Below are 18,580 nucleotides of genomic sequence, written 5' to 3' on the forward strand. Positions count from 1 at the left end.
CCCGCCGAGGCGGCGCGCTTCTGCACGTCTGGGGGCGGTTCCTCTCAGGCGGCGGCGCCCTGGCGGCGCAGCCTGATCTCCTTGAGCAGCGTCACGAGCGCGGCGGCGACCACCGTGCCGGCCAGCAGCGCGAGCACGAAGCCCCACACCGGGCTGATCGCGAAGGCGACGAAGATGCCGCCGTGCGGTGCCTGCGAGCCGACGCCGAACGCCATGATCAGCGCGCCGGTGACCGCGCCGCCGGTCATCATCGAAGGGATCACGCGCAGGGGGTCCGCGGCGGCGAAGGGGATCGCGCCCTCGGAGATGAACGCCGCGCCCAGCAGCCAGGCCGTCGTCCCGTTCTCCCGCTCCACGGGGGAGTAGAGGCGGCGCCGCACCAGGGTGGACAGCGCCATCGCCAGCGGCGGCACCATGCCGGCGGCCATCACGGCGGCCATGATCTCGAACGCGGCCTCGGTGCCCTGGGACAGCCCCGCGGTCGCGAAGAGATACGCCGCCTTGTTCACGGGCCCGCCCAGGTCGAAGCACATCATCAGCCCGATGGTCACGCCGAGCAGCACGGCGGAGGAGCCGGACATGCCCGTCAGCCCGTCCTGCAGCGCGGTCATGAGGGCGGCGAGCGGGCGGCCCAGGAACAGCAGCATCAGCCCGCCGACCACGAAGGTGGTCACCAGCGGGATGATCACCACCGGCATCAGCCCGGCGAGCCAGCGAGGCGGGGTGAGGGTGGTGAACCACAGCGCGATCAGGCCCGCGAGCAGGCCCGTGATGAGACCGCCGAGGAAGCCGGCGCCCACGGCCACCGACACGGCACCGCCGATGAAGCCGGGCGCGATGCCGGGCCGGCCGGCGAGGCCGAAGGCGATGTAGCCCGACAGTGCCGCGACGAGGAAGCCCATGCCGAGGTTCCCGAGCGTGAACAGCACCGCGCCGAGGTAGAGGGCGAGGCCCGCGCGCTCGGTCTGCGCCATGCCGGTCGCGCCCTCGTACTCCTGGTGCCCGGGCAGCGAGGACAGCGAGAACCCGGTCGCGACGTCCTGGGCGACGAAGGCGACGTCGAAGCCCGCGACGAGGAAGCCGAGCGCCATCAGCAGGCCGCCCGCGGCGACGAAGGGGATCATGTAGGACACGCCCGTCATCACGGCGCCCTGGATCCGGCGGGGCCAGGACTGGGATGTGCCGCTCTCCGCCTTCTCCGAGGTCCCGGCGCCGGCCTGCACACGGCGGGCCGACGGATCGGAGGCCGCGGCGACCGCCTCGTCGATCATCTCCCCGCCGTGGGAGATCGCTCGCTTGACGGGGTGCTCCACGAGGGGCAGGCCCGCGAAGCGCTCCCGGCCGGAGATGTTCACGTCCGCGGCGACGATCAGGGCGCTCGCACGAGCGATCTGCTCGTCGGTGAACGGGGTGATGCCGCCGGAGCCCTGGGTCTCCACGTGCAGCTCGATCCCCTTGTCCTTCGCGGCGTTCTCCAGGGACTCGGCGGCCATGTAGGTGTGGGCGATCCCGGTGGGGCAGGAGGTGATCGCCAGCAGCACCGGGGCGTCCGCCGACGCCTCGTCCGATGTGGCGGTGCTCGACGCGGCAGCGCTCGCCGAGGCGGCGCTCGCCGAGGCGGAGCCGGAGGTCTGAGCGGCGGTCGGGGCGGCGCCCGTCCCGACCGCTGCGTCGGCGGGCTCCTCGGACGTCGCGGCGCCGGCGGCCTGCGCGTCGGTCCCCGCCTCCTCGGGGGCGACCACGTCCATCACGAGCGCGGAGACCTCCTCGGGGGTGGACGCCCCGCGCAGCGCGGCGAGGAACTCCGGGCGGATCAGGGCGCGGGAGAGCTGGGCGAGGAGCTTCAGGTGCTGGTCGTCGGTGCCGGCGGGCGCGGTGATCGCGATGATCAGATCGGCCGGGCCGTCGGCGGAGCCGAAGTCCACCGGCTCGCTCAGCCGCACGAGCGCGAGTGCCGCCTCGTGGACGGCCTCGGTGCGGCAGTGGGGGATCGCGAAGCCGCCGGGCATGCCGGTCGCGAAGGACTCCTCGCGCTTCAGCAGACCGGCCTCGAGGCCGTCGCGCTCGGCGCGGCCGGTCGCGGCGACGATATCGGCCATCATGCCGATCACGGCGTGCTTGTCCCCGGGCGGGGCGACGTCGAGCCTCACCAGCTCGGGGGTCATCAGCGCAGCGGACATGGGGGTTCTCCTTTGAACGGGCACCCTGGCGGGGCGGGTGGAGCGGGTCAGAGTCGGACGACGGTGGAGGCGTCGATCCGCACCTGGTCGGGACGGGGGATGGTGGTGCCGGGCAGGCCGACCGCGGCCGTGCCGTAGGCGAGGGCGCGCGCGAGCCGGTCGGCCGGGGCCTCCTCGAGCGCGCGCGCGATGAGATAGCCGGCGGTCGCGGAGTCGCCCGCGCCGACGGTGGAGACGACGGGCCCGGGCGGGACCGGGCAGTACCAGGCCGCCCCTTCGGTCGCGAGGAGGCCGCCGGCCCCGCCGAGGGTCACGAGCACCGCGCCGACGCCGCGGCGGTGCAGGTCCAGCGCGGCCTCCGCGACGGGGTCGAGCCGTCCCGCGGCCGCCTCGGCCTCGAGCGCCGCACCGTCCGCGTCGAGGATCTGGCCGAGCTCCTCGGCGTTGGGCTTGAGGAAGTCGGGGGCGGCGCGGTCCAGCGCGGCGGCGAGCGCGGCGAGCGGGGCGTCGGAGGTGTCCACGCCCACCCCCGCGCCGCGCTCCCGCAGCGCGACGACGAGGCGCACGTACTCGTCCGTCGGCAGGCCGGGGGCGAGGGAGCCGGAGAGCATGACGCTGTCCCCGGGGCGGGCGACGGCCAGCAGCAGCTCCTCGAGGGCGGCGACCTCGGCCCGGTCCAGCGTCGCGCCGGGCTCGTTGAGCTTCGTGGTGGTCTCCGGGGTGGAGAGCACGGTGAGGTTCGTGCGCACACGGCCCGCGACGGGGCTCGCCCGGTGGGGGAGGCCCTCGGCCTCGAGCAGGTCCAGCAGCGCATCCTGCGGCGCGGCGGGGAGGACGGCGGTCACGGGCAGCCCGGCGCGGTGCACGCCCAGCGCGACGTTGATCCCCTTGCCGCCGGGCTGGAGGCCGTCGGCGCGGATGCGGTGCACGGCGCCGGGGACCAGGGGACCGCCGAGGTCGACGGTGCGGTCGAGGGAGGGGTTCGCGGTGAAGGTGATGATCATGCGGTCAGCACCTCGATCCCGGCCTCCTCGAGCTCGGCGGCGAGCTCGGCGGGCAGGCCGTCGTCGGTGACCAGGGCGTCGATCCCGGCGGTCGTCGCGAAGGTGACCAGATGACGCGTGCCGGCCTTAGAGGAGTCCGCGAGCACGACGCGTCGTGCCGCGCAGCGGGCCATCGCGGACTTCACCGCCGCCTCGTCGGGGTCCGGGGTGGTGAAGCCGGAGGGGTCGAAGCCGTTGCAGCCCAGCACGACGAGCTCGGGATGCAGCAGGCCCATCGCCTCGACGGTCCCGGCGCCGACGGCGGCCTGGGTGGTGGGGCGGACCCGCCCCGGCAGCACGTGCACCTCGAGATCGGTGTGCACGAGCGCGCCCTGCGCGATCGCCGGGGCATGGGTGATCACGGGGCCGCGCCGGCCGCTGAGGTGCGGGATGAGCTCGCCGACCGTGGTGCCCGCATCGAGCATCACCGCGGCGCGGGGATCGGCGGGCAGCAGGCTGGCGGCGGCGCGGGCGATGCGGCGCTTGGCTGCGACATTGGTGGTGCGGCGGGCCTCGAGGTCGGGCTCGACCTCGGCGGTGCTCGGAGGCACGGCCCCGCCGTGGACCCGCACGAGCAGTCGCTCGGCGGCGAGCTGGTCGAGGTCGCGGCGCACCGTCTCGGTGGTGACGTCGAAGTCGACCGCGAGCTCGGTGACGGTCACGCGGCCGCTCGCCTCGAGCAGCTCGAGGATGCGGCGCCGGCGTTCACGGGCGTACATGGGGCACCTGCTTCGTCGGAGGTCGGACGGGGGCCGTCGCGGTGCGGGGCCGTGGACGGCCCGGCGGGATAAGAGCACCATACGCCCAAAAACCACAGAGAACAACAGTGGAAGTGCCTTTGTTTCTGTGGATGGGGTGAGGTGGTGCGGGCGGGGGCGAGAGCGCCTCTAGAGTGAGCGAGCCGTCCACTCCCAGGAGGAACGATGACCCCGCCGAACCAGACGCCGCGTGCGAGCCAGCGTGCGAGCCAGACCGCGAAGGCCGCCGACGAGTACGCCGCCGAGCGCCGGGTGCGCCACTTCACCAGGCGCGACCAGGCCAAGCGCTTCCTCGACGAGGTGAACTACCCCCACAGCATCCATCCGGCTCTGGTGCCGGGCGTCTCCGTGGAGGAACAGAAGGTCCGCTACGGGATCGACAAGGTCATCGTCGGCGTGGTGGGCGCCGCGATCATCGGCTTCGTCGCCTGGGGCGTGCTCGCCCCGCAGCAGGTCTTCGACATCTCCGGCGCGGCGCTGACCTGGGTGATGCACAACCTCGGCTGGGTCTTCAACGTCCTCGCCATCGGCATGGTGATCCTGCTGCTGGTGATCGCCCTGTCCCGCTACGGCAGGATCCCGCTGGGCCTGGACGGGGAGAATCCCGAGTACGGCACCGCCTCCTGGGCGGCGATGCTCTTCGGTGCCGGCATCGGCATCGGCATCATCTTCTTCGGCCCCTTCGAGCCGCTGACCTACTACCTCTCCCCGCGCCCCGGCGCCCCCTACGACGCCGGCTCGATCGCCGCGATGAAGGGCGCGATCGCGCAGTCCGCGCTGCACTGGGGGATCAACGCCTGGGCGATCTACGCGATCGTCGGCCTCGCCGTCGCCTACATCTCCTTCCGCCGCGGGCGGGTGCCGCTGATCAGCGCGATCGTCGCCGGGCTCTGGGGCGGGGACTCCTCCTCGCCCGCCAGCCGCGTCATCGACGCGCTCGCGATCATCGCGACCCTCTTCGGCACCGCCGCCTCCCTCGGCATCGGCGCCCTCCAGATCGCCCGGGGCGTGGAGATCGTCGGCGGGCTGCCGGCCACGGGCACGGCGCTCGCCATGGTGATCATCGGCGTGCTGACCCTCGGCACGATCGCCTCGGCGGTCTCCGGCGTCGCGCGCGGCATCCGCTGGCTGTCGAATATCAACATGGCGCTCGCCCTCGTGCTGGCCGTGTTCATCTTCGCCGTCGGCCCCGCCGTGTTCCTGATGAACATCATCCCCGGAGCGATCACCGAGTACTTCGGCACCCTGCCGGACATGCTCGGTGCGAACATGTCCGAAGGCGCAGACATGCAGACCTTCCTCTCCAGCTGGACCACCTTCTACTGGGCGTGGTGGGTCAGCTGGGCGCCCTTCGTCGGCGTGTTCACCGCGAAGATCTCCCGCGGCCGCACCATCCGACAGTTCGTGCTCGGCGTGCTGCTGATCCCCTCCTCGATCATCGTGCTGGCCTTCGCCGTCCTCGGCGGCACCGCGATCTGGCTGCAGCGCCGGGCCAGCGAGCTCGACGCCGCCGGGAACACCGTCGGCATCGCCGACCCCGATCTCGCGATCGCGCCCGACGGGACGATCGAGTCGCTCCCCGCCCCGCAGGAGATCTTCTTCGCGGTCGTGGACCAGCTGCCCGGCGCCGGCATCATCTCCGCCGTGGTGATCGTGATGCTCGCGATCTTCTTCATCACCTCCGCCGACTCCGCCTCGCTGGTGAACTCGCAGCTGTCCCAGAAGGGAAACCCCGCCCCGAACCGCCTCATCACCGCGTTCTGGGCGCTGTGCATGGCGGGCATCGCCATGGTGATCCTGCTGTTCGGCGGGCAGAACGCCCTGCAGGGCCTGCAGAACCTCATCGTCGTCTCCGCCCTGCCCTTCGCCGTGGTGCTGGTGCTGATGGCGGTCGCGCTGGTCAAGGAGCTGCGCAACGACCCGATGACCATCCGTGAACACTACCAGGAGGCCGCGGTCGAGAACGCGGTCAGGGCGGGCGTGGCGGAGTACGGCGATCACTTCGCCCTCGCGATCGAGCCGACCGCCCCGGACAGCGAGTACGCCACCGGCGGCGGGTTCGACTCCACCGCCCCCGGGGTCACCGAGTGGTACGCCCGCACCGACGAGGACGGCAACCCGATCGACTACGACTACGAGCGGGGCGTCTACCTCGACGCCGACGGGAACCCGCTGCCCGACGAGGACGAGGGCGCGGACCCCGGGGCCTGCGACGCCGTGGACCCCGGGGCGGACGACGCCGAGGGGGACGATTCCGCGGAGAGCTCGCTGGAGGAGGCTCCCGAGGACGGCGAAGGGCGCGCTCGGCGAACGGGCGGAGACACCGGGCGGAGCTGAGTCGCCGGACCGGCGGCAGCGCGGGGCCCGCGGGGCGGGGAGCGCCCGGTGCGCGGGACGGGACTGAGGCATCGGCCATCCCCGTGCCGCAGCGAGGGAGGCGCGGGGCGGGCGGGCCGCTACCATCGGAGCACTCCGCGCCGCCCATCCACAGGAGCTGTGACCCGATGACCCAGGCCTACCACGCCGATTCCTCCGACCTCGTAGAGAAGGAGGTGCTGACCTGGGAGCTGTTCGGCACCGCCTCGCGCGAGCTGGCCCAGACGATCGCCGACTCCGACTTCGAGCCGGAGATCATCATCGCCGTGGCACGTGGCGGTCTGCTCCCAGCCGGGGCGCTCTCCTATGCGCTGGGCGTGAAGCTCTCCGACGCGATCAACGTCGAGTTCTACACCGACGTGCACGAGACCCTGCCCGATCCGGTGCTGCTCGCCCCCATGCTCGACACCGAGTCGATCAAGGGCAAGCGCCTGCTGGTCGTCGACGACGTCGCAGACTCCGGCCGCACCCTCGCGCTCGTGCTCGACCTGATGCGCGAGATGGGCGCCGACGCCCGCAGCGCCGTCATCTACGGCAAGCCCCGCTCGGTCGTGGACCCGGACTTCGTCTGGCGCCGCACCGACGAGTGGATCGTCTTCCCCTGGTCGGCCGAGCCGCCCGTCACCCCGTCGGTGGGCTGAGCGCAGCGACCTGCACCCTCCGCGGGCGCGCCTGAGACGATTCGGGTCAGGTTCTGAGCCACTTCGGCATCGAGAATGGCTCAGAACCTGACCCGATCGTGGTTCCGGGCCGGGCTGTGCGGGGTCAGGGATGCACGGCGCTGAGCTCTTCGGTCGGGGACGGAGGTGGCCCACCGTCGCACAGCCGGCGCAGCCCGGCAAGCATGCGCGGCGCCGCGCCGCCACGTGGAGGGACGACGCGGCGTCGGATGTCGGAGCGGGCGGGGCGGAGAGGCGGGACGCTCAGCGGGCGGCCGGCGGCTCCGTCGAGTCGCCGGCGGGCTCCTGTCCGCGGCCCGTCCCTGCATCGTGCGCGTCGGCGGTGCCGCGACCGTCGGCCGCGGCGTGCCCTGCGCCCTCGCCGTGCTCCTCGCCGCCGCCGTTTTGGCCGAAGGGCAGGAAGTGCACGATCACGGCGAGGATCCCGCCGATGATCAGGCCGAACACGAAGGAGAAGAAGGTGTTGACCAGCCAGGCGAGCAGCGCGCCGACGCCGGCGACCCCCGCGACCAGGCCCTCGAGATGGTGCACCAGGCCGTAGGGCTGGGCGAGGCCGAGCTCATGGGTGCCGACCAGCAGGATGTGGCCGCCCACCCACAGCATCGCGACCATGCCGACGTAGCTGATCACGTCCATGACCCGCGGCATCGCGCCCACCAGGCCGCGACCGAAGCGCTTCTTCCCCTCGGAGGAGTCCTCGTCCTTGGCCATCGCCAGGCCGATGTCGTCCATCTTCACCAGCAGGCCCACGGCGCCGTAGACCAGCGCGGTGATGCCGATCGCGATCACCACGAGCACCGCGGCGCGCGTCCACAGGCTGTCGGTGTCCACCGAGTTCATCGAGATCACCATGATCTCGGCCGAGAGGATCAGGTCGGTGCGCACGGCGCCCGAGACGACCTTGTCCTCCGCCCCGGCGCCCTTGGTGCTCGCAGGCGCCTCCTTGGGCTTCCCGCGCACCAGCTCCCAGACCTTCTCGGCGCCCTCGAAGCTGAGGTACAGGCCGCCGAGCATGAGGATCGGGGTGAGCAGCCAGGGGGCGAACACGCTCAGCAGCAGCAGGACCGGCAGGATGAAGACGAGCTTGTTGCGCAGCGAGCCCTTGGTGATCCGCCAGATGATCGGCAGCTCCCGGTTGGGCTTGATCCCCTGGACGTACTGCGGCGTCACCGCGGCATCGTCGATCACGACACCGATCGCCTTGGAGCCTGCCTTCGCGGAGGCGGCGGCGACGTCGTCGGCGCTGGCCGCTGCGAGGCGCGCGAGCGCGGCGACGTCGTCGAGCAGGGCGGCGAGTCCACCGGCCATGAGAGTCCTTCTTCCGAGGAGTCGGCCGCGGGCGCGACCGGGCTCAGGATAACGGCGCAGGAGTCACGGATCGCTCGGCAGGGCCATGATCACGGCACGAGTCCGGTCCCGCCCACGGCCCGGCGCCCGTCAGCGCCTCGGCACGAGGTCGTCCCGCCTTCCCCTTGCGGCGAACATCCGTGACCGCCTCTCGACGCGACGCCGCGCAGGTGACAGTGTGGGGGTATGGATATCGCACTCATCGGAGGACATGGAAAGGTCGCGCTGCTCGCGGCCCCGCTGCTGGTCGAGGCCGGTCACACGGTGCACTCCGTGATCCGCAACGCCGAGCAGGCAGGCGAGGTCGAGGCGACGGGCGCGAGGGCCGTGCTCGCTGATATCGAGACCCTCGACGAGAGGGGCTGGGACGAGCTCCTGCGCGGGAAGGACGCCGTGGTGTGGACCGCGGGCGCCGGCGGCGGGGCCCCCAAGCGCACCCGTGCGGTCGACCACGACGCGGCGGTCGCCTCGATGGACGCCGCCGAGCGCGTCGGCGCCACCCGCTATGTGATGGTCAGCTACTTCGGCGCCTCGCTCGACCACGGCGTGCCCGAGGACGACTCGTTCCACACCTACGCAGAGGCGAAGGCCCGGGCCGACGAACATCTGCGCGGCACGGGACTGGACTGGACGATCCTCGGTCCCTCGGGCCTCACCCTCGAGGAGCCGACCGGTCGCATCGACACCGCCGCCTCGGAGTCCGGCACGGTCTCGCGCGGCAACGTCGCGCGCGCCATCGTCGCTGCGCTCGCCGAGCCCGGATCCGTCGGGAAGTTCGTGACCTTCAACGACGGCGAGCAGGAGATCGGCGAGGCCTTCGCCGCGCTCAGCCGCTGATCCGGAAGCCCGTCTGTCCGCGCGGCGTCTCGCGGCGCACGTCGATCCCGTCGACGCGGGCGCTGGAAGGCCCCTGCCGGAGGTGGTCGAGCATGGCCTCGACCACCTCTGGCGTGCCTTCGACGTCCGCCTCGACGGTGCCGTCCCAGAGGTTGCGCACGGTCCCGGCGGCGCCGAGTCGCGCCGCCTCCCTGGCGGCGTCCATCCTGAAGCCGACGCCCTGGACGCTTCCGTGCACGCGCACGATCCGGCGGATCCGCTCCGCGCCGTCGACGCCTGCGTCGGCGCCCTGATCCTGGTCCTGCTCCGGCTCGCTCATCGCCCCCGCTTCCCGCTCTCCTCGCCTCGCTGGTGCGCCGCAGCGCCCGTTGCGACAAGAGTACGGGCCGGGAACCGCCCCGTCGCCGGGCGCGTCTCGCGCTCGGCGGGCCCTCGGGCAACGACCCTCGTCCCTGACCCCGAACGCCCGGCCCTTGAGCCCGACTCGACACCGGGCCCCGTCCCGGCCCGTGGGCCGGGACGGGACGGGGTCACTCGTTGTCGCCGCCGGTGTCCTCCAGCTCGTTCGAGACCGCGTCGCCGCCGTCGCCCCACTGCCAGGCGGTGATGTCCGGGGCGTCCTCGCCGTGCTCATAGGCGTGGGCACGGGCGCGGACCCGGGCATCGACCATGCGCTGGCGCAGTCCGGCGAATCGCGTTCCCAGCCCGTCGACGCGGTCGATCACGTCCATCACCAGGTGGTAGCGGTCGGTGTCGTTGAGCATCAGCATGTCGAAGGGCGTGGTGGTGGTGCCCTCCTCCTTGTAGCCGCGCACGTGGATGCGGGAGTGACGGTCGTGGCGGTAGGCGAGGCGGTGGATCAGCCACGGATAGCCGTGATAGGCGAACACCACCGGGACGTCCTCCCCGAAGTACCCGTCGAAGTCCTTCTGCGAGAGGCCGTGCGGGTGCTCGGATTCGTCCTGCAGCCGCATCAGGTCCACCACGTTGACCACCCGCACCCGCAGGTCGGGGATCTCCTCGCGCAGGATCTTCGCCGCGGCGAGCACCTCGATGGTGGGGATGTCGCCGGCCGCGGCGAGCACCACCTCCGGCTCCTCGCCCGGCTCCTCGGTCCCGGCCCAGTCCCAGATGCCGAGTCCCCGCGTGCAGTGCACGACCGCCTCGTCCATCGTCAGCCAGTTCGGGTTCGGCTGCTTCCCCGCCACGACCACGTTCACGTACTGCTTCGATCGCAGGCAGTGGTCGTAGGTGGACAGCAGCGTGTTCGCGTCCGGCGGCAGGTAGACCCGCACGATCTCGGCCTTCTTGTTGACCATGTGGTCGATGAAGCCGGGGTCCTGGTGGGAGAAGCCGTTGTGGTCCTGACGCCACACGTGCGAGCTCAGCAGGTAGTTCAGCGAGGCGATCGGTCGGCGCCACTCGAGCTCGTTGGTCACCTTCAGCCACTTCGCGTGCTGGTTGACCATCGAGTCGACGATGTGGATGAACGCCTCGTAGGAGGAGAACATGCCGTGCCGGCCGGTGAGCAGGTAGCCCTCGAGCCAGCCCTGGCACTGGTGCTCCGAGAGCATCTCCATCACCCGTCCCGCCCGGGCGAGGTGCTCCGAGCGGTCATGCTCCTCGAAGTCCGCGTTCCACTGCTTGTCGGTGACCTCGTAGACGGTCTGGAGCCGGTTCGAGGCGGTCTCGTCGGGCCCGAAGATGCGGAAGGTCGAGGGGTTCTCGCGCACCACGTCCCGCAGCCAGGTGCCCAGCACCCGCGTCGCCTCGGAGACGGAGCCGCCGGGCGCGGGCACGTCGACGCCGTACTCGCGGAAGTCGGGCAGGCGCAGCGGGGTGAGCACGGAGCCGCCGTTGGTCGACGGGTTCGCGGACATGCGCAGCGTGCCCGTCGGGGCGGCGGAGGCGACGTCGTCGACCAGCTTCCCGGTCTCGTCGAAGAGCTCCTCGGGGTGGTAGGAGCGCAGCCAGGCGTCGAGCTCGGCGAGGTGCTCGTCGGTGTCCCGGGCGCTGGCCAGCGGCACCTGGTGCGAGCGCCAGGATCCCTCGGCCTGCTGGCCGTCGATCTCCTTCGGGCCGGTCCAGCCCTTCGGGGTGCGCAGCACGATCATCGGCCAGGCGGGGCGCTCGGTCTCGCGGCCGGCCTCGGCGTCCTCCGCGGCCTGCGCCTTGATCTCCGCGATCCTGTCCAGGGCGGTGTCGAGCACCTCGGCGAAGCGGCGGTGGGTCTCGAGCGGATCCTCGTCGTCGAAGCCGCCGGTGAAGAGGAGCGGCTCGTGCCCGTAGCCGCGCATCAGCGCCTCGAGCTCGTCGTCGCCGATCCGGGCAAGCACAGTCGGGTTCGCGATCTTGTACCCGTTCAGGTGCAGGATCGGCAGCACCACCCCGTCCTGCTGGGGGTTGAGGAACTTGTTGGAGTGCCAGGAGGTGGCGAGCGGCCCGGTCTCCGCCTCGCCGTCGCCGACCACGGTGAACGCGATCTGGTCGGGGTTGTCGAACATGGCGCCGTAGGCGTGGGAGAGGGCGTAGCCGAGCTCGCCGCCCTCGTGGATCGAGCCGGGCGTCTCCGGGGCGACGTGCGAGGGGATCCCGCCGGGGAAGGAGAACTGCGTGAACAGGCGCTTCATCCCCTCCTCGTCCTCGCTCACCGCGTGGTACACCTCGGAGTAGGTGCCCTCGAGGTACGACGCGGCGACGAGGCCGGGGCCGCCGTGCCCGGGGCCGGTGATGTACATGGCGTTCAGCCCGCGCTGGGCTATGGCCCTGTTCGCGTGGGCGTAGAGGAAGGTCAGGCCCGGGGTGGTGCCCCAGTGTCCGAGCAGTCGCGGCTTGACATGCTCGCGCTGCAGGGGTCTGCGCAGCAGCGGGTTGTCCTTGAGATAGATCTGGCCGACCGAGAGGTAGTTCGCGGCGCGCCACCAGGCGTCGAGCCGCTCGAGGTCGGTGTCGGAGGGGGCGGAGGCGGGGGTGCTGGGCCATGCGGGAGAGGTGGTCATGGTGCCTTCCTGATGTACCTGATGATCCTGGGACCTGAGGTGCCGTGCCATGGACCGGCTCGGCGCCGATACGGCCACCGTATGGCCGGAGCAGCAGGGTGGGAAGGGACCTTCGGGTCCTGGACGGCGTGCCGGGGCATCGCGCCGGGCGCAGGAGGGCGCGGAACCGTCCGGACCGACCGATGAGCACTCGATGAGGGTCCGATGAGAAGGTGCTCAGGAACCGTCGGGAGCGTCGCCCGACGGCATAGCCTGAGGTCATACGCAGACCGGCGGGCTCGATCCGCCGGCCGATCCCAGGAAGGCCGACCCCATGACCCGCACCTCCGCCCGTTCCCGCAGCACCGTCCGGGCCATCGCCCTCTCGGCCCTCGTGCTCGGCCTCGCCGCCGGGTGCGGCGCCGATTCCGGCAGCGACGAGGCCCCTGCCGTCGAGGGCCCCGGCGCCTCCGAGCAGGAGGACGACGGCGCCGCCGACGACGACACCGCCACCGCCGACGACACCGCCTCTGACGACGGCGCGAGCGACGACGGCGCCTCCGACGACGGCGCGGCGAGCGACGACGGGGGAGCGGCCCCGTTGGCCGGCGCCGCGGCGCTGCCCGAGGACGCCGACCTCGCCACCGAGCAGCTGCCGATCACCGCGGAGAAGGCCGTGGAGATCGGCCTCGGCGCGGCCGGCGGCGGCGAGCTGGTGCAGATCGAGATCGACCACGACGACGACGTGTGGGAGTGGGAGCTCGAGATCGTCGACGGCGGCCGCCAGCACGACCTCGACATCGACGCGACCAGCGGCGAGGTCACCGAGCACGACCAGGACGATGACGACGACCAGGACCCGGCCGTCGACGTGACCTCCCCGATGCCCTACGCCGAGGCGATCGAGATCGCGCTCGGGAAGGAGCCGGGCCGGGTCTCCGGATGGGACCTCTCCTCCGACGACGGCCGCATCCACTACACGATCGACATCGACCGCAGCAGCGGCGGCGACGTGGAGGTCGAGGTGGACGTCGAGACGGGCGAGGTCCGCGTCGACGACTGAGCTGCCTGCCGCCGAGACGTGGACGGGGGCCTCTGAGGAACCGCGTCTCGACGCCGCGGATCCGCCGGTCCTGTCGCTGGCGGTTCTGAACGAACCCCTGTGGTGAGCCCCGACCGCTACGCTCCTCCACATGGCGAACTCGAAGAAGAAGTCCTCGAAGAAGAAGTCCGACGGGTCCGGGCAGGAGGCGCCCCGCGGGTTCCCGATCGCGAACGACTGGAAGGGTGACGTGCAGGACTTCGACCCGCGCGCTACCCCCGGCTTCTCCGGCAAGAAGGCCGACGGCAAGGAGTTCCTGCTCGCCCGCGATGCGGAGCTCGACGAGCTCCAGGAGCGGCTCTACGCCGCCTACCACGGCAACGGCGAGGGCCGGTCGGTGCTGCTGATCGTGCAGGGCATGGACACCTCCGGCAAGGGCGGGATCATGCGCCACGTCGTGGGGAGCGTCGATCCGCAGGGCGTGGAGATCACCGCGTTCAAGGCCCCGACGGCGGAGGAGAAGAAGCACGACTTCCTGTGGCGGATCCGCCCGCACGCCCCGGCTCCGGGGATGATCGGCGTGTTCGACCGCTCGCAGTACGAGGACGTGCTCATCCACCGCGTCCACGGCTGGGCGGACTCGAAGGAGATCCGCTCGCGGTACACGGCGATCAACGCCTTCGAGCGGGAGCTCGCCGCGGCCGGCACCACGGTCGTGAAGGTCATGCTCCACGTCTCCTACGAGGAGCAGGGATCGAGGCTGATGGAGCGGCTCGAGCGCCCGGACAAGCATTGGAAGTACAACCCCGCCGACGTCGACGAGCGCCAGCACTGGGACGACTACATGGACGCGTACACCAAGGCGCTGCGCGCCACCTCCACCGTCGGTGCGCCCTGGCACGTGATCCCCGCCGACCGCAAATGGTACGCGCGGATCGCCGTGCAGCAGCTGCTGATCGACGCGCTGACGGACATCGACCCGCAGTGGCCGACGGCGGACTTCGACGTCCTGGCGGAGATCGACCGGCTGCGCGAGACGATGGGGCAGGGCGAGTCGGACTGAGCCCGCCCGGGCCCGTGACCTCGGCTTGTGTCCGCACGCTCGCAGGCCGATGATGGAGCCATGGCTTCCATCACCTTCAAGAACGAACCCGTCACCACCGTCGGCGAGCTGCCCGCGAAGGGCTCGGCGCTGCCGGCCTTCGAGCTCGTGGGCCAGGACCTCGGCGCCGTCTCCGGCGCGGACCTCGCCGGCAAGCGCGTCGTGCTGAACATCTTCCCGTCCCTGGACACCGGCACCTGCGCCATGTCCGTGCGGAAGTTCAACGAGCTCGCCGCCGGCTTCGAGAACACCGTCGTCGTCTGCGTCTCGAAGGACCTGCCCTTCGCGCAGGCCCGCTTCTGCGGTGCCGAGGGCATCGAGAACGTGGTCACCGGCTCCGCCTTCCGCTCCTCCTTCGGCGAGGACTTCGGCGTGACCATGAAGGACGGGCCGCTCGCGGGTCTGCTCTCCCGCGCGGTCGTCATCGCCGACGTCGACGGCACGGTCCTGTACACCGAGCAGGTCGCCGAGGTCTCCGAGGAGCCCGACTACGACGCCGCCGCGGCCGTGCTCGCCTGAGCCCGCCCGCCCCGCCGGACCCGGCCGCGACCGCTCGTTGCGCGCCGGGTCCTGTGCTTCCCGGCCTGTGCACCCTCGCCCCCGCGCACCTCGACCCCTGTGCTTGCCGGCCAACGCACCTCGGCCCCTGAACACCTCGGCCCCTTGGCACCGGTCGCCCCACCGATCCTCGGGCCGCCCGACGGAAGGAGCTCACCATGTCCGCCCTGACCATCACCCTCGAGCGCGTCCACGACCTGCTGGACGACGACGGGCCCGCCGACGGCGAGCGCCGCGTGCTGGTGGACCGTCTCTGGCCGCGCGGGGTGAAGAAGGAGCGCCTCGTCCACGACGAGTGGGACAAGGACGTCGCCCCGAGCTCCGAGCTGCGCAAGGCCTTCCACGGCGGGGAACTCGACTTCGAGGAGTTCTCCACCCGCTATCGCCGCGAGCTGGAGGAGGGCGGGGCCGCCCAGGCGCTCCTGGACCGGGCGGAGGAGGACGGGGCGGGCATCCTCGTGCTGCTGTTCGCTGCGAAGGACCTCGAGCACAACCACGCCCAGGTGCTGCAGGAGGTGCTGCAGGAGCTCGCCGGCTGAGGCCGATGGCCCCGCCCCTGCCGGCTGATCCCGCCCCCGTCGACGGGGACGAAGGTCCGGGCGCTTCCTGTCAACGCGCCCCTAACGTGGAGGGGCAGGCCGTCGACGGCGGACGGCCGACAGCCCCGTCCCGTCCAGGAAGGACCTGCCATGTCCGTGGCGACCGCCTCGATCCTCCACCCGCAGCTCGACATCGAGGAGCGCCTCGAGCCTGCTCACGAGCAGATCGTGCGGGACACCCTCCCGCTCGTCGGGGAGCACGTCGAGGAGATCGCCCCGGTGTTCTACGGGCGGATGTTCGCCGCGCACCCCGAGCTGCTGCGCGACACCTTCAACCGCGGCAACCAGGCCCAGGGCGCCCAGCAGAAGGCGCTCGCCGCCTCCGTCGCGACCTATGCGACCCTGCTGGTCGCCCCGGACGGGCCGAGCCCCGCCGCGCTGCTGTCCCGGATCGGGCACAAGCACGTCTCCCTCGGCATCACCGAGGACCAGTACGAGATCGTCCACGAGCACCTGATGGCCGCGATCGTCGAGGTGCTCGGCGCCGACGTGGTCACCGGGGACGTGGCCGCCGCGTGGGACGCCGTCTACTGGCACATGGCCCGCACGCTCATCGCCTTCGAGCACGGGCTGTACGCCGAGGCGCAGGTGACCCCGGGCGACGTGTTCCGCACCGCCCGCGTCATCCGCCGGATCGAGGAGAGCTCGAGCGTGGCGAGCTTCGAGCTGGCCGCCCCCGAGGGGACGAACCGCTCGCCGACTTCCTGCCCGGCCAGTACATCAGCGTCGGCGTGCGCCTGGCCGACGGGGCGAGGCAGCTGCGTCAGTACTCGCTCTCCGACGCCCCCGGCCGGGGACGCTGGCGGATCTCGGTGCGGCGCGAGGACGGGGACCCGGTCGGCGAGGTCTCCTCGCACCTGCACCGCACCCTCCACGAGGGCGACGAGCTGCAGGTGACCCTCCCCGCCGGCGAACTGGTCCTCGACGCGCAGGCGACCTCGCCCCTCGTGCTGGTCTCGGCGGGCATCGGGATCACCCCGATGCTGGGGATGCTGCGCCATCTCGCCGCGGTCGCCAGCGAGCGCGAGGTGGTCGTGCTGCACGCCGACGGCGACGCGGCCGACGCCGCGCACCTGCCCGAGCTGCTGGACACCGTCGCCTCCCTGCCCGAGGACAGCGGCTCCCGCGCCCGGCTGTGGTTCTCCGGCGAGCACGGCGAGGACCCCCTCGCGGGCCGGACGGCCCCCCACCTCTCGGCGCATGCGGGTCGGATGACGATCACGGGCGAGCACCTGCCCGAGGGTGCGGAGATCTACCTCTGCGGCGGCAGCGCGTTCCTGCGCGGCGCCCGCGAGCAGCTGCTCGCCGCCGGGGCCGAGGAGGAGCGGATGCACGTGGAGCTGTTCTCCCCGAACGACTGGCTGCTCCCGGGCGCCTGAGTCCCGTGGACCGCCCGTCGCGGACGGCGGAGGAGGACTAGGGTCATCCCTCGTGGAACCCCTCTCCCTTCTCGTCCTGCTCGTCATGGGCGTGGTCGCCGGCGCCATCAACGCGGCGGTGGGATCCGGCTCTCTCCTCACCCTCCCGGTGCTGCTGGCGGTGGGCCTCCCGCCCGGCGTCGCGGTCCGCACGAACACGGTGGGGATGTTCTTCTCCACCGTCGGCTCCGTGCTCGGCTATCGCCGCGAGATCGCCGAGGAGCGACGCCATCTCACGCCGCTGGTGCTCACCGCTCTGCTGGGCGCGAGCGCAGGCGCGCTGCTGCTGCTGACCTCCCCTGCCGAGGCGCTCGACGTGGTCGTGCCCGTGCTGATCGTCGTCGCCCTCGCGCTCGTGGTCCTGCAGAAGCCGCTGACTACCGCGCTGCGCTCCCGCTCGGAGAAGCGGGCCGGGCACCGCTCCGCGGACGACGGGGCGGTGCCCGAGGGGGCGGCCGATGCGGGCGCGTCGGCGGACGGCTCCGAGCGCAGCCCGCTGCGCTCCCCGGCGCTGGTCGGCTCGATCGGTGCGGCCTCCGTCTACGGCGGCTACTTCACGGCCGCGCAGGGAGTGCTGTACCTGGGGATCCTCGGCGTCTTCACCGGGCGGCCGATGGGCTCGGTCAACAGCGTCAAGAACCTGCTGAGCCTGTGCGTGAACCTCGCCGCCGCGCTGATCTACTCGATCGCCTTCTTCGTGGTCGACGCGCAGGTGGTGTGGGCCGCGAGCGCCGCGATCGCGGTGGGCTCGCTGCTGGGCGGCTTCTTCGGCGCGCACCTGGCGAAGCGTCTGCCCGAGTGGGCGCTGCGCGGCGTGATCGTGGTGGTCGCGCTGGCGGCGCTGCTGCGTGAGGTGCTCTGAGCCTTCGGTCTCAGCGCAGGAAGGGCAGCACCCGCTCGAGCACCTCGTCCGGCGGGAACAGGGTGCCGCCGTGGTCCCGGCCGGGCAGGGACACGAACTCTGCGTCCGGCATCAGCGCGGCGGCCCGCGCGGATTCCTCGTGGCGGGGATGGTCCGCATCGCCGGCCATCCACAGGGCCGGCACGGTGCAGGAGGCGAGCGCCTCGTCCGGAACGGCGGCGGTGGCGTCGGTCGCGGCGAGCAGCGCCGCGACCGCCTCGTGGTCCGCGGCGAGGAAGGCGGTGCGGGTGGCGCGGGCACGGCGCGAGGTGACCTCAGGCCCCAGCCCCTGCCCGGCGCAGAACGACTCCATTCCCTGCTCGCGGACCGCGTCGATCACGCCCGGGAAGAACACCGAGTCCACCGCGCCCCGCTGCGCGGAGGCCGAGCCGCCGAGGCTCACCAGGCGCGTGACCAGGCCCGGATGCTCCAGCGTCGTGCTCAGCGCGATGCGCGCGCCGAGGGAGTAGCCCATCAGCGCCGCGCGGCCGATTCCCTCGGCCTCGAGCACGGCGAGGAGGTCCTGCACGAGGACCTCCTGCGTGTACGCCGCGGGGTCGTGGGGCTTCCCGGAGCTGCCGTGGCCGCGCAGGTCCACCCGGAGCACGGTGTGCTCGGCGGTGAGCGGCCCGAGATAGCCGAGTCCCCGCCAGATCGCACGGGAGAGCACCGAGCCGTGCAGCAGCACCAGCGGCGGCCCGTCCCCGGAGACGTCGTAGCGCAGGTCGACGCCGTCGACGGGGGAGGGGATGACGGGCATG

General features: G+C 72.3%; 17 protein-coding genes. 10 read left to right on the forward strand and 7 right to left on the reverse strand.

The annotated features are described in order from the left end of the window. Positions 1-44: 44 nt before the first annotated feature. Genes RBL05_RS15275 through RBL05_RS15285 form a run of 3 tightly spaced genes read right to left on the reverse strand, consistent with a single transcriptional unit; the run spans position 45 to position 3,942 of the window. Positions 45-2,180, reverse strand: a complete 2,136-nt coding sequence (locus RBL05_RS15275; protein WP_308738753.1) for a fructose-specific PTS transporter subunit EIIC — start codon at positions 2,178-2,180, stop codon at positions 45-47. Between the two features lie 47 nt (positions 2,181-2,227). Next, entirely contained in the window at positions 2,228-3,184 is a 957-nt protein-coding gene (locus RBL05_RS15280) for a 1-phosphofructokinase family hexose kinase (protein ID WP_308738752.1), read from the reverse strand. After that, positions 3,181-3,942 (reverse strand): DeoR/GlpR family DNA-binding transcription regulator, encoded by a 762-nt coding sequence (locus RBL05_RS15285; RefSeq protein ID WP_308738751.1) that lies wholly within the window; start codon positions 3,940-3,942, stop codon positions 3,181-3,183. Before RBL05_RS15285 ends, RBL05_RS15280 begins: the two co-directional genes overlap by 4 nt. A 204-nt stretch (positions 3,943-4,146) precedes the next feature. Between RBL05_RS15285 and RBL05_RS15290 the strand changes: the two genes are divergently transcribed. Further along, complete coding sequence (locus RBL05_RS15290; RefSeq protein ID WP_318603896.1) at positions 4,147-6,318, forward strand: BCCT family transporter; 2,172 nt, start codon at positions 4,147-4,149, stop codon at positions 6,316-6,318. Between the two features lie 167 nt (positions 6,319-6,485). Beyond that, positions 6,486-6,998, forward strand: coding sequence for a phosphoribosyltransferase (locus RBL05_RS15295; protein ID WP_053918501.1), 513 nt, complete (start codon positions 6,486-6,488; stop codon positions 6,996-6,998). Between the two features lie 282 nt (positions 6,999-7,280). On the opposite strand, the gene RBL05_RS15300 is transcribed toward RBL05_RS15295, so the two are convergent. Continuing rightward, positions 7,281-8,345, reverse strand: a complete 1,065-nt coding sequence (locus tag RBL05_RS15300; protein WP_308738749.1) for a DUF808 domain-containing protein — start codon at positions 8,343-8,345, stop codon at positions 7,281-7,283. A gap of 225 nt (positions 8,346-8,570) precedes the next feature. On the opposite strand from RBL05_RS15300, the gene RBL05_RS15305 reads away from it, so the two are divergent. Beyond that, positions 8,571-9,221, forward strand: coding sequence for an SDR family oxidoreductase (locus RBL05_RS15305; protein WP_308738748.1), 651 nt, complete (start codon positions 8,571-8,573; stop codon positions 9,219-9,221). Here the strand turns inward: RBL05_RS15305 and RBL05_RS15310 are convergent. Continuing rightward, a complete protein-coding gene (locus RBL05_RS15310; protein ID WP_308738747.1) occupies positions 9,211-9,540 on the reverse strand; it encodes an acylphosphatase in 330 nt (109 codons plus the stop codon). The two genes, RBL05_RS15305 and RBL05_RS15310, sit on opposite strands and share 11 nt — an antisense overlap. A 211-nt stretch (positions 9,541-9,751) precedes the next feature. Next, complete coding sequence (locus RBL05_RS15315) at positions 9,752-12,220, reverse strand: phosphoketolase (RefSeq protein WP_308738746.1); 2,469 nt, start codon at positions 12,218-12,220, stop codon at positions 9,752-9,754. 313 nt (positions 12,221-12,533) lie between these two features. Between RBL05_RS15315 and RBL05_RS15320 the strand changes: the two genes are divergently transcribed. The 7 genes from RBL05_RS15320 (at position 12,534) to RBL05_RS15350 (ending at position 17,780) form a co-directional block, all read left to right on the forward strand. Next, on the forward strand, positions 12,534-13,262 hold the full coding sequence (locus tag RBL05_RS15320) for a PepSY domain-containing protein (RefSeq protein ID WP_308738745.1): 729 nt from the start codon (positions 12,534-12,536) through the stop codon (positions 13,260-13,262). Positions 13,263-13,392: 130 nt separating this feature from the next. Then, the gene (locus tag RBL05_RS15325; RefSeq protein WP_308738744.1) at positions 13,393-14,304 is read left to right on the forward strand and encodes a PPK2 family polyphosphate kinase; all 912 of its coding nucleotides are present in this window, start codon (positions 13,393-13,395) and stop codon (positions 14,302-14,304) included. 60 nt (positions 14,305-14,364) lie between these two features. Next, positions 14,365-14,862: a thiol peroxidase gene (tpx, locus tag RBL05_RS15330; protein ID WP_263311515.1), complete on the forward strand. Its 498-nt coding sequence runs from the start codon at positions 14,365-14,367 to the stop codon at positions 14,860-14,862. A 197-nt stretch (positions 14,863-15,059) separates the two neighbouring features. Next, a complete protein-coding gene (locus RBL05_RS15335) occupies positions 15,060-15,440 on the forward strand; it encodes a DUF488 domain-containing protein (protein WP_308738743.1) in 381 nt (126 codons plus the stop codon). 150 nt (positions 15,441-15,590) lie between these two features. Beyond that, complete coding sequence (locus RBL05_RS15340; RefSeq protein WP_318603897.1) at positions 15,591-16,397, forward strand: globin domain-containing protein; 807 nt, start codon at positions 15,591-15,593, stop codon at positions 16,395-16,397. Further along, on the forward strand, positions 16,394-16,879 hold the full coding sequence (locus RBL05_RS15345; RefSeq protein WP_318603898.1) for a hypothetical protein: 486 nt from the start codon (positions 16,394-16,396) through the stop codon (positions 16,877-16,879). Before RBL05_RS15340 ends, RBL05_RS15345 begins: the two co-directional genes overlap by 4 nt. 52 nt (positions 16,880-16,931) lie before the next feature. Further along, a complete protein-coding gene (locus RBL05_RS15350) occupies positions 16,932-17,780 on the forward strand; it encodes a sulfite exporter TauE/SafE family protein (protein WP_308738741.1) in 849 nt (282 codons plus the stop codon). Between the two features lie 10 nt (positions 17,781-17,790). On the opposite strand, the gene RBL05_RS15355 is transcribed toward RBL05_RS15350, so the two are convergent. Further along, on the reverse strand, positions 17,791-18,579 hold the full coding sequence (locus RBL05_RS15355; RefSeq protein WP_308738740.1) for an alpha/beta fold hydrolase: 789 nt from the start codon (positions 18,577-18,579) through the stop codon (positions 17,791-17,793). Position 18,580 lies beyond the last annotated feature (1 nt).

Origin of the sequence: Brachybacterium sp. GU-2 (assembly GCF_030866705.2) — a bacterium.
GTDB classification, from domain to species: domain Bacteria; phylum Actinomycetota; class Actinomycetes; order Actinomycetales; family Dermabacteraceae; genus Brachybacterium; species Brachybacterium conglomeratum.

What these genes read in the sequence shown, in the direction of transcription:
- RBL05_RS15295 (WP_053918501.1), top strand. Translation starts at nt 6,486, where the DNA reads ATGACCCAGGCCTACCACGCCGATTCCTCCGACCTCGTAGAGAAGGAG.
- RBL05_RS15320 (WP_308738745.1), top strand. Translation starts at nt 12,534, where the DNA reads ATGACCCGCACCTCCGCCCGTTCCCGCAGCACCGTCCGGGCCATCGCC.
- RBL05_RS15340 (WP_318603897.1), top strand. Translation starts at nt 15,591, where the DNA reads ATGTCCGTGGCGACCGCCTCGATCCTCCACCCGCAGCTCGACATCGAG.
- RBL05_RS15275 (WP_308738753.1), bottom strand. Translation starts at nt 2,180, where the DNA reads ATGTCCGCTGCGCTGATGACCCCCGAGCTGGTGAGGCTCGACGTCGCC.
- RBL05_RS15300 (WP_308738749.1), bottom strand. Translation starts at nt 8,345, where the DNA reads ATGGCCGGTGGACTCGCCGCCCTGCTCGACGACGTCGCCGCGCTCGCG.
- RBL05_RS15355 (WP_308738740.1), bottom strand. Translation starts at nt 18,579, where the DNA reads ATGCCCGTCATCCCCTCCCCCGTCGACGGCGTCGACCTGCGCTACGAC.
- RBL05_RS15290 (WP_318603896.1), top strand. Translation starts at nt 4,147, where the DNA reads ATGACCCCGCCGAACCAGACGCCGCGTGCGAGCCAGCGTGCGAGCCAG.
- RBL05_RS15335 (WP_308738743.1), top strand. Translation starts at nt 15,060, where the DNA reads ATGTCCGCCCTGACCATCACCCTCGAGCGCGTCCACGACCTGCTGGAC.
- RBL05_RS15285 (WP_308738751.1), bottom strand. Translation starts at nt 3,942, where the DNA reads ATGTACGCCCGTGAACGCCGGCGCCGCATCCTCGAGCTGCTCGAGGCG.
- RBL05_RS15305 (WP_308738748.1), top strand. Translation starts at nt 8,571, where the DNA reads ATGGATATCGCACTCATCGGAGGACATGGAAAGGTCGCGCTGCTCGCG.
- tpx (WP_263311515.1), top strand. Translation starts at nt 14,365, where the DNA reads ATGGCTTCCATCACCTTCAAGAACGAACCCGTCACCACCGTCGGCGAG.
- RBL05_RS15280 (WP_308738752.1), bottom strand. Translation starts at nt 3,184, where the DNA reads ATGATCATCACCTTCACCGCGAACCCCTCCCTCGACCGCACCGTCGAC.
- RBL05_RS15310 (WP_308738747.1), bottom strand. Translation starts at nt 9,540, where the DNA reads ATGAGCGAGCCGGAGCAGGACCAGGATCAGGGCGCCGACGCAGGCGTC.
- RBL05_RS15325 (WP_308738744.1), top strand. Translation starts at nt 13,393, where the DNA reads ATGGCGAACTCGAAGAAGAAGTCCTCGAAGAAGAAGTCCGACGGGTCC.
- RBL05_RS15315 (WP_308738746.1), bottom strand. Translation starts at nt 12,220, where the DNA reads ATGACCACCTCTCCCGCATGGCCCAGCACCCCCGCCTCCGCCCCCTCC.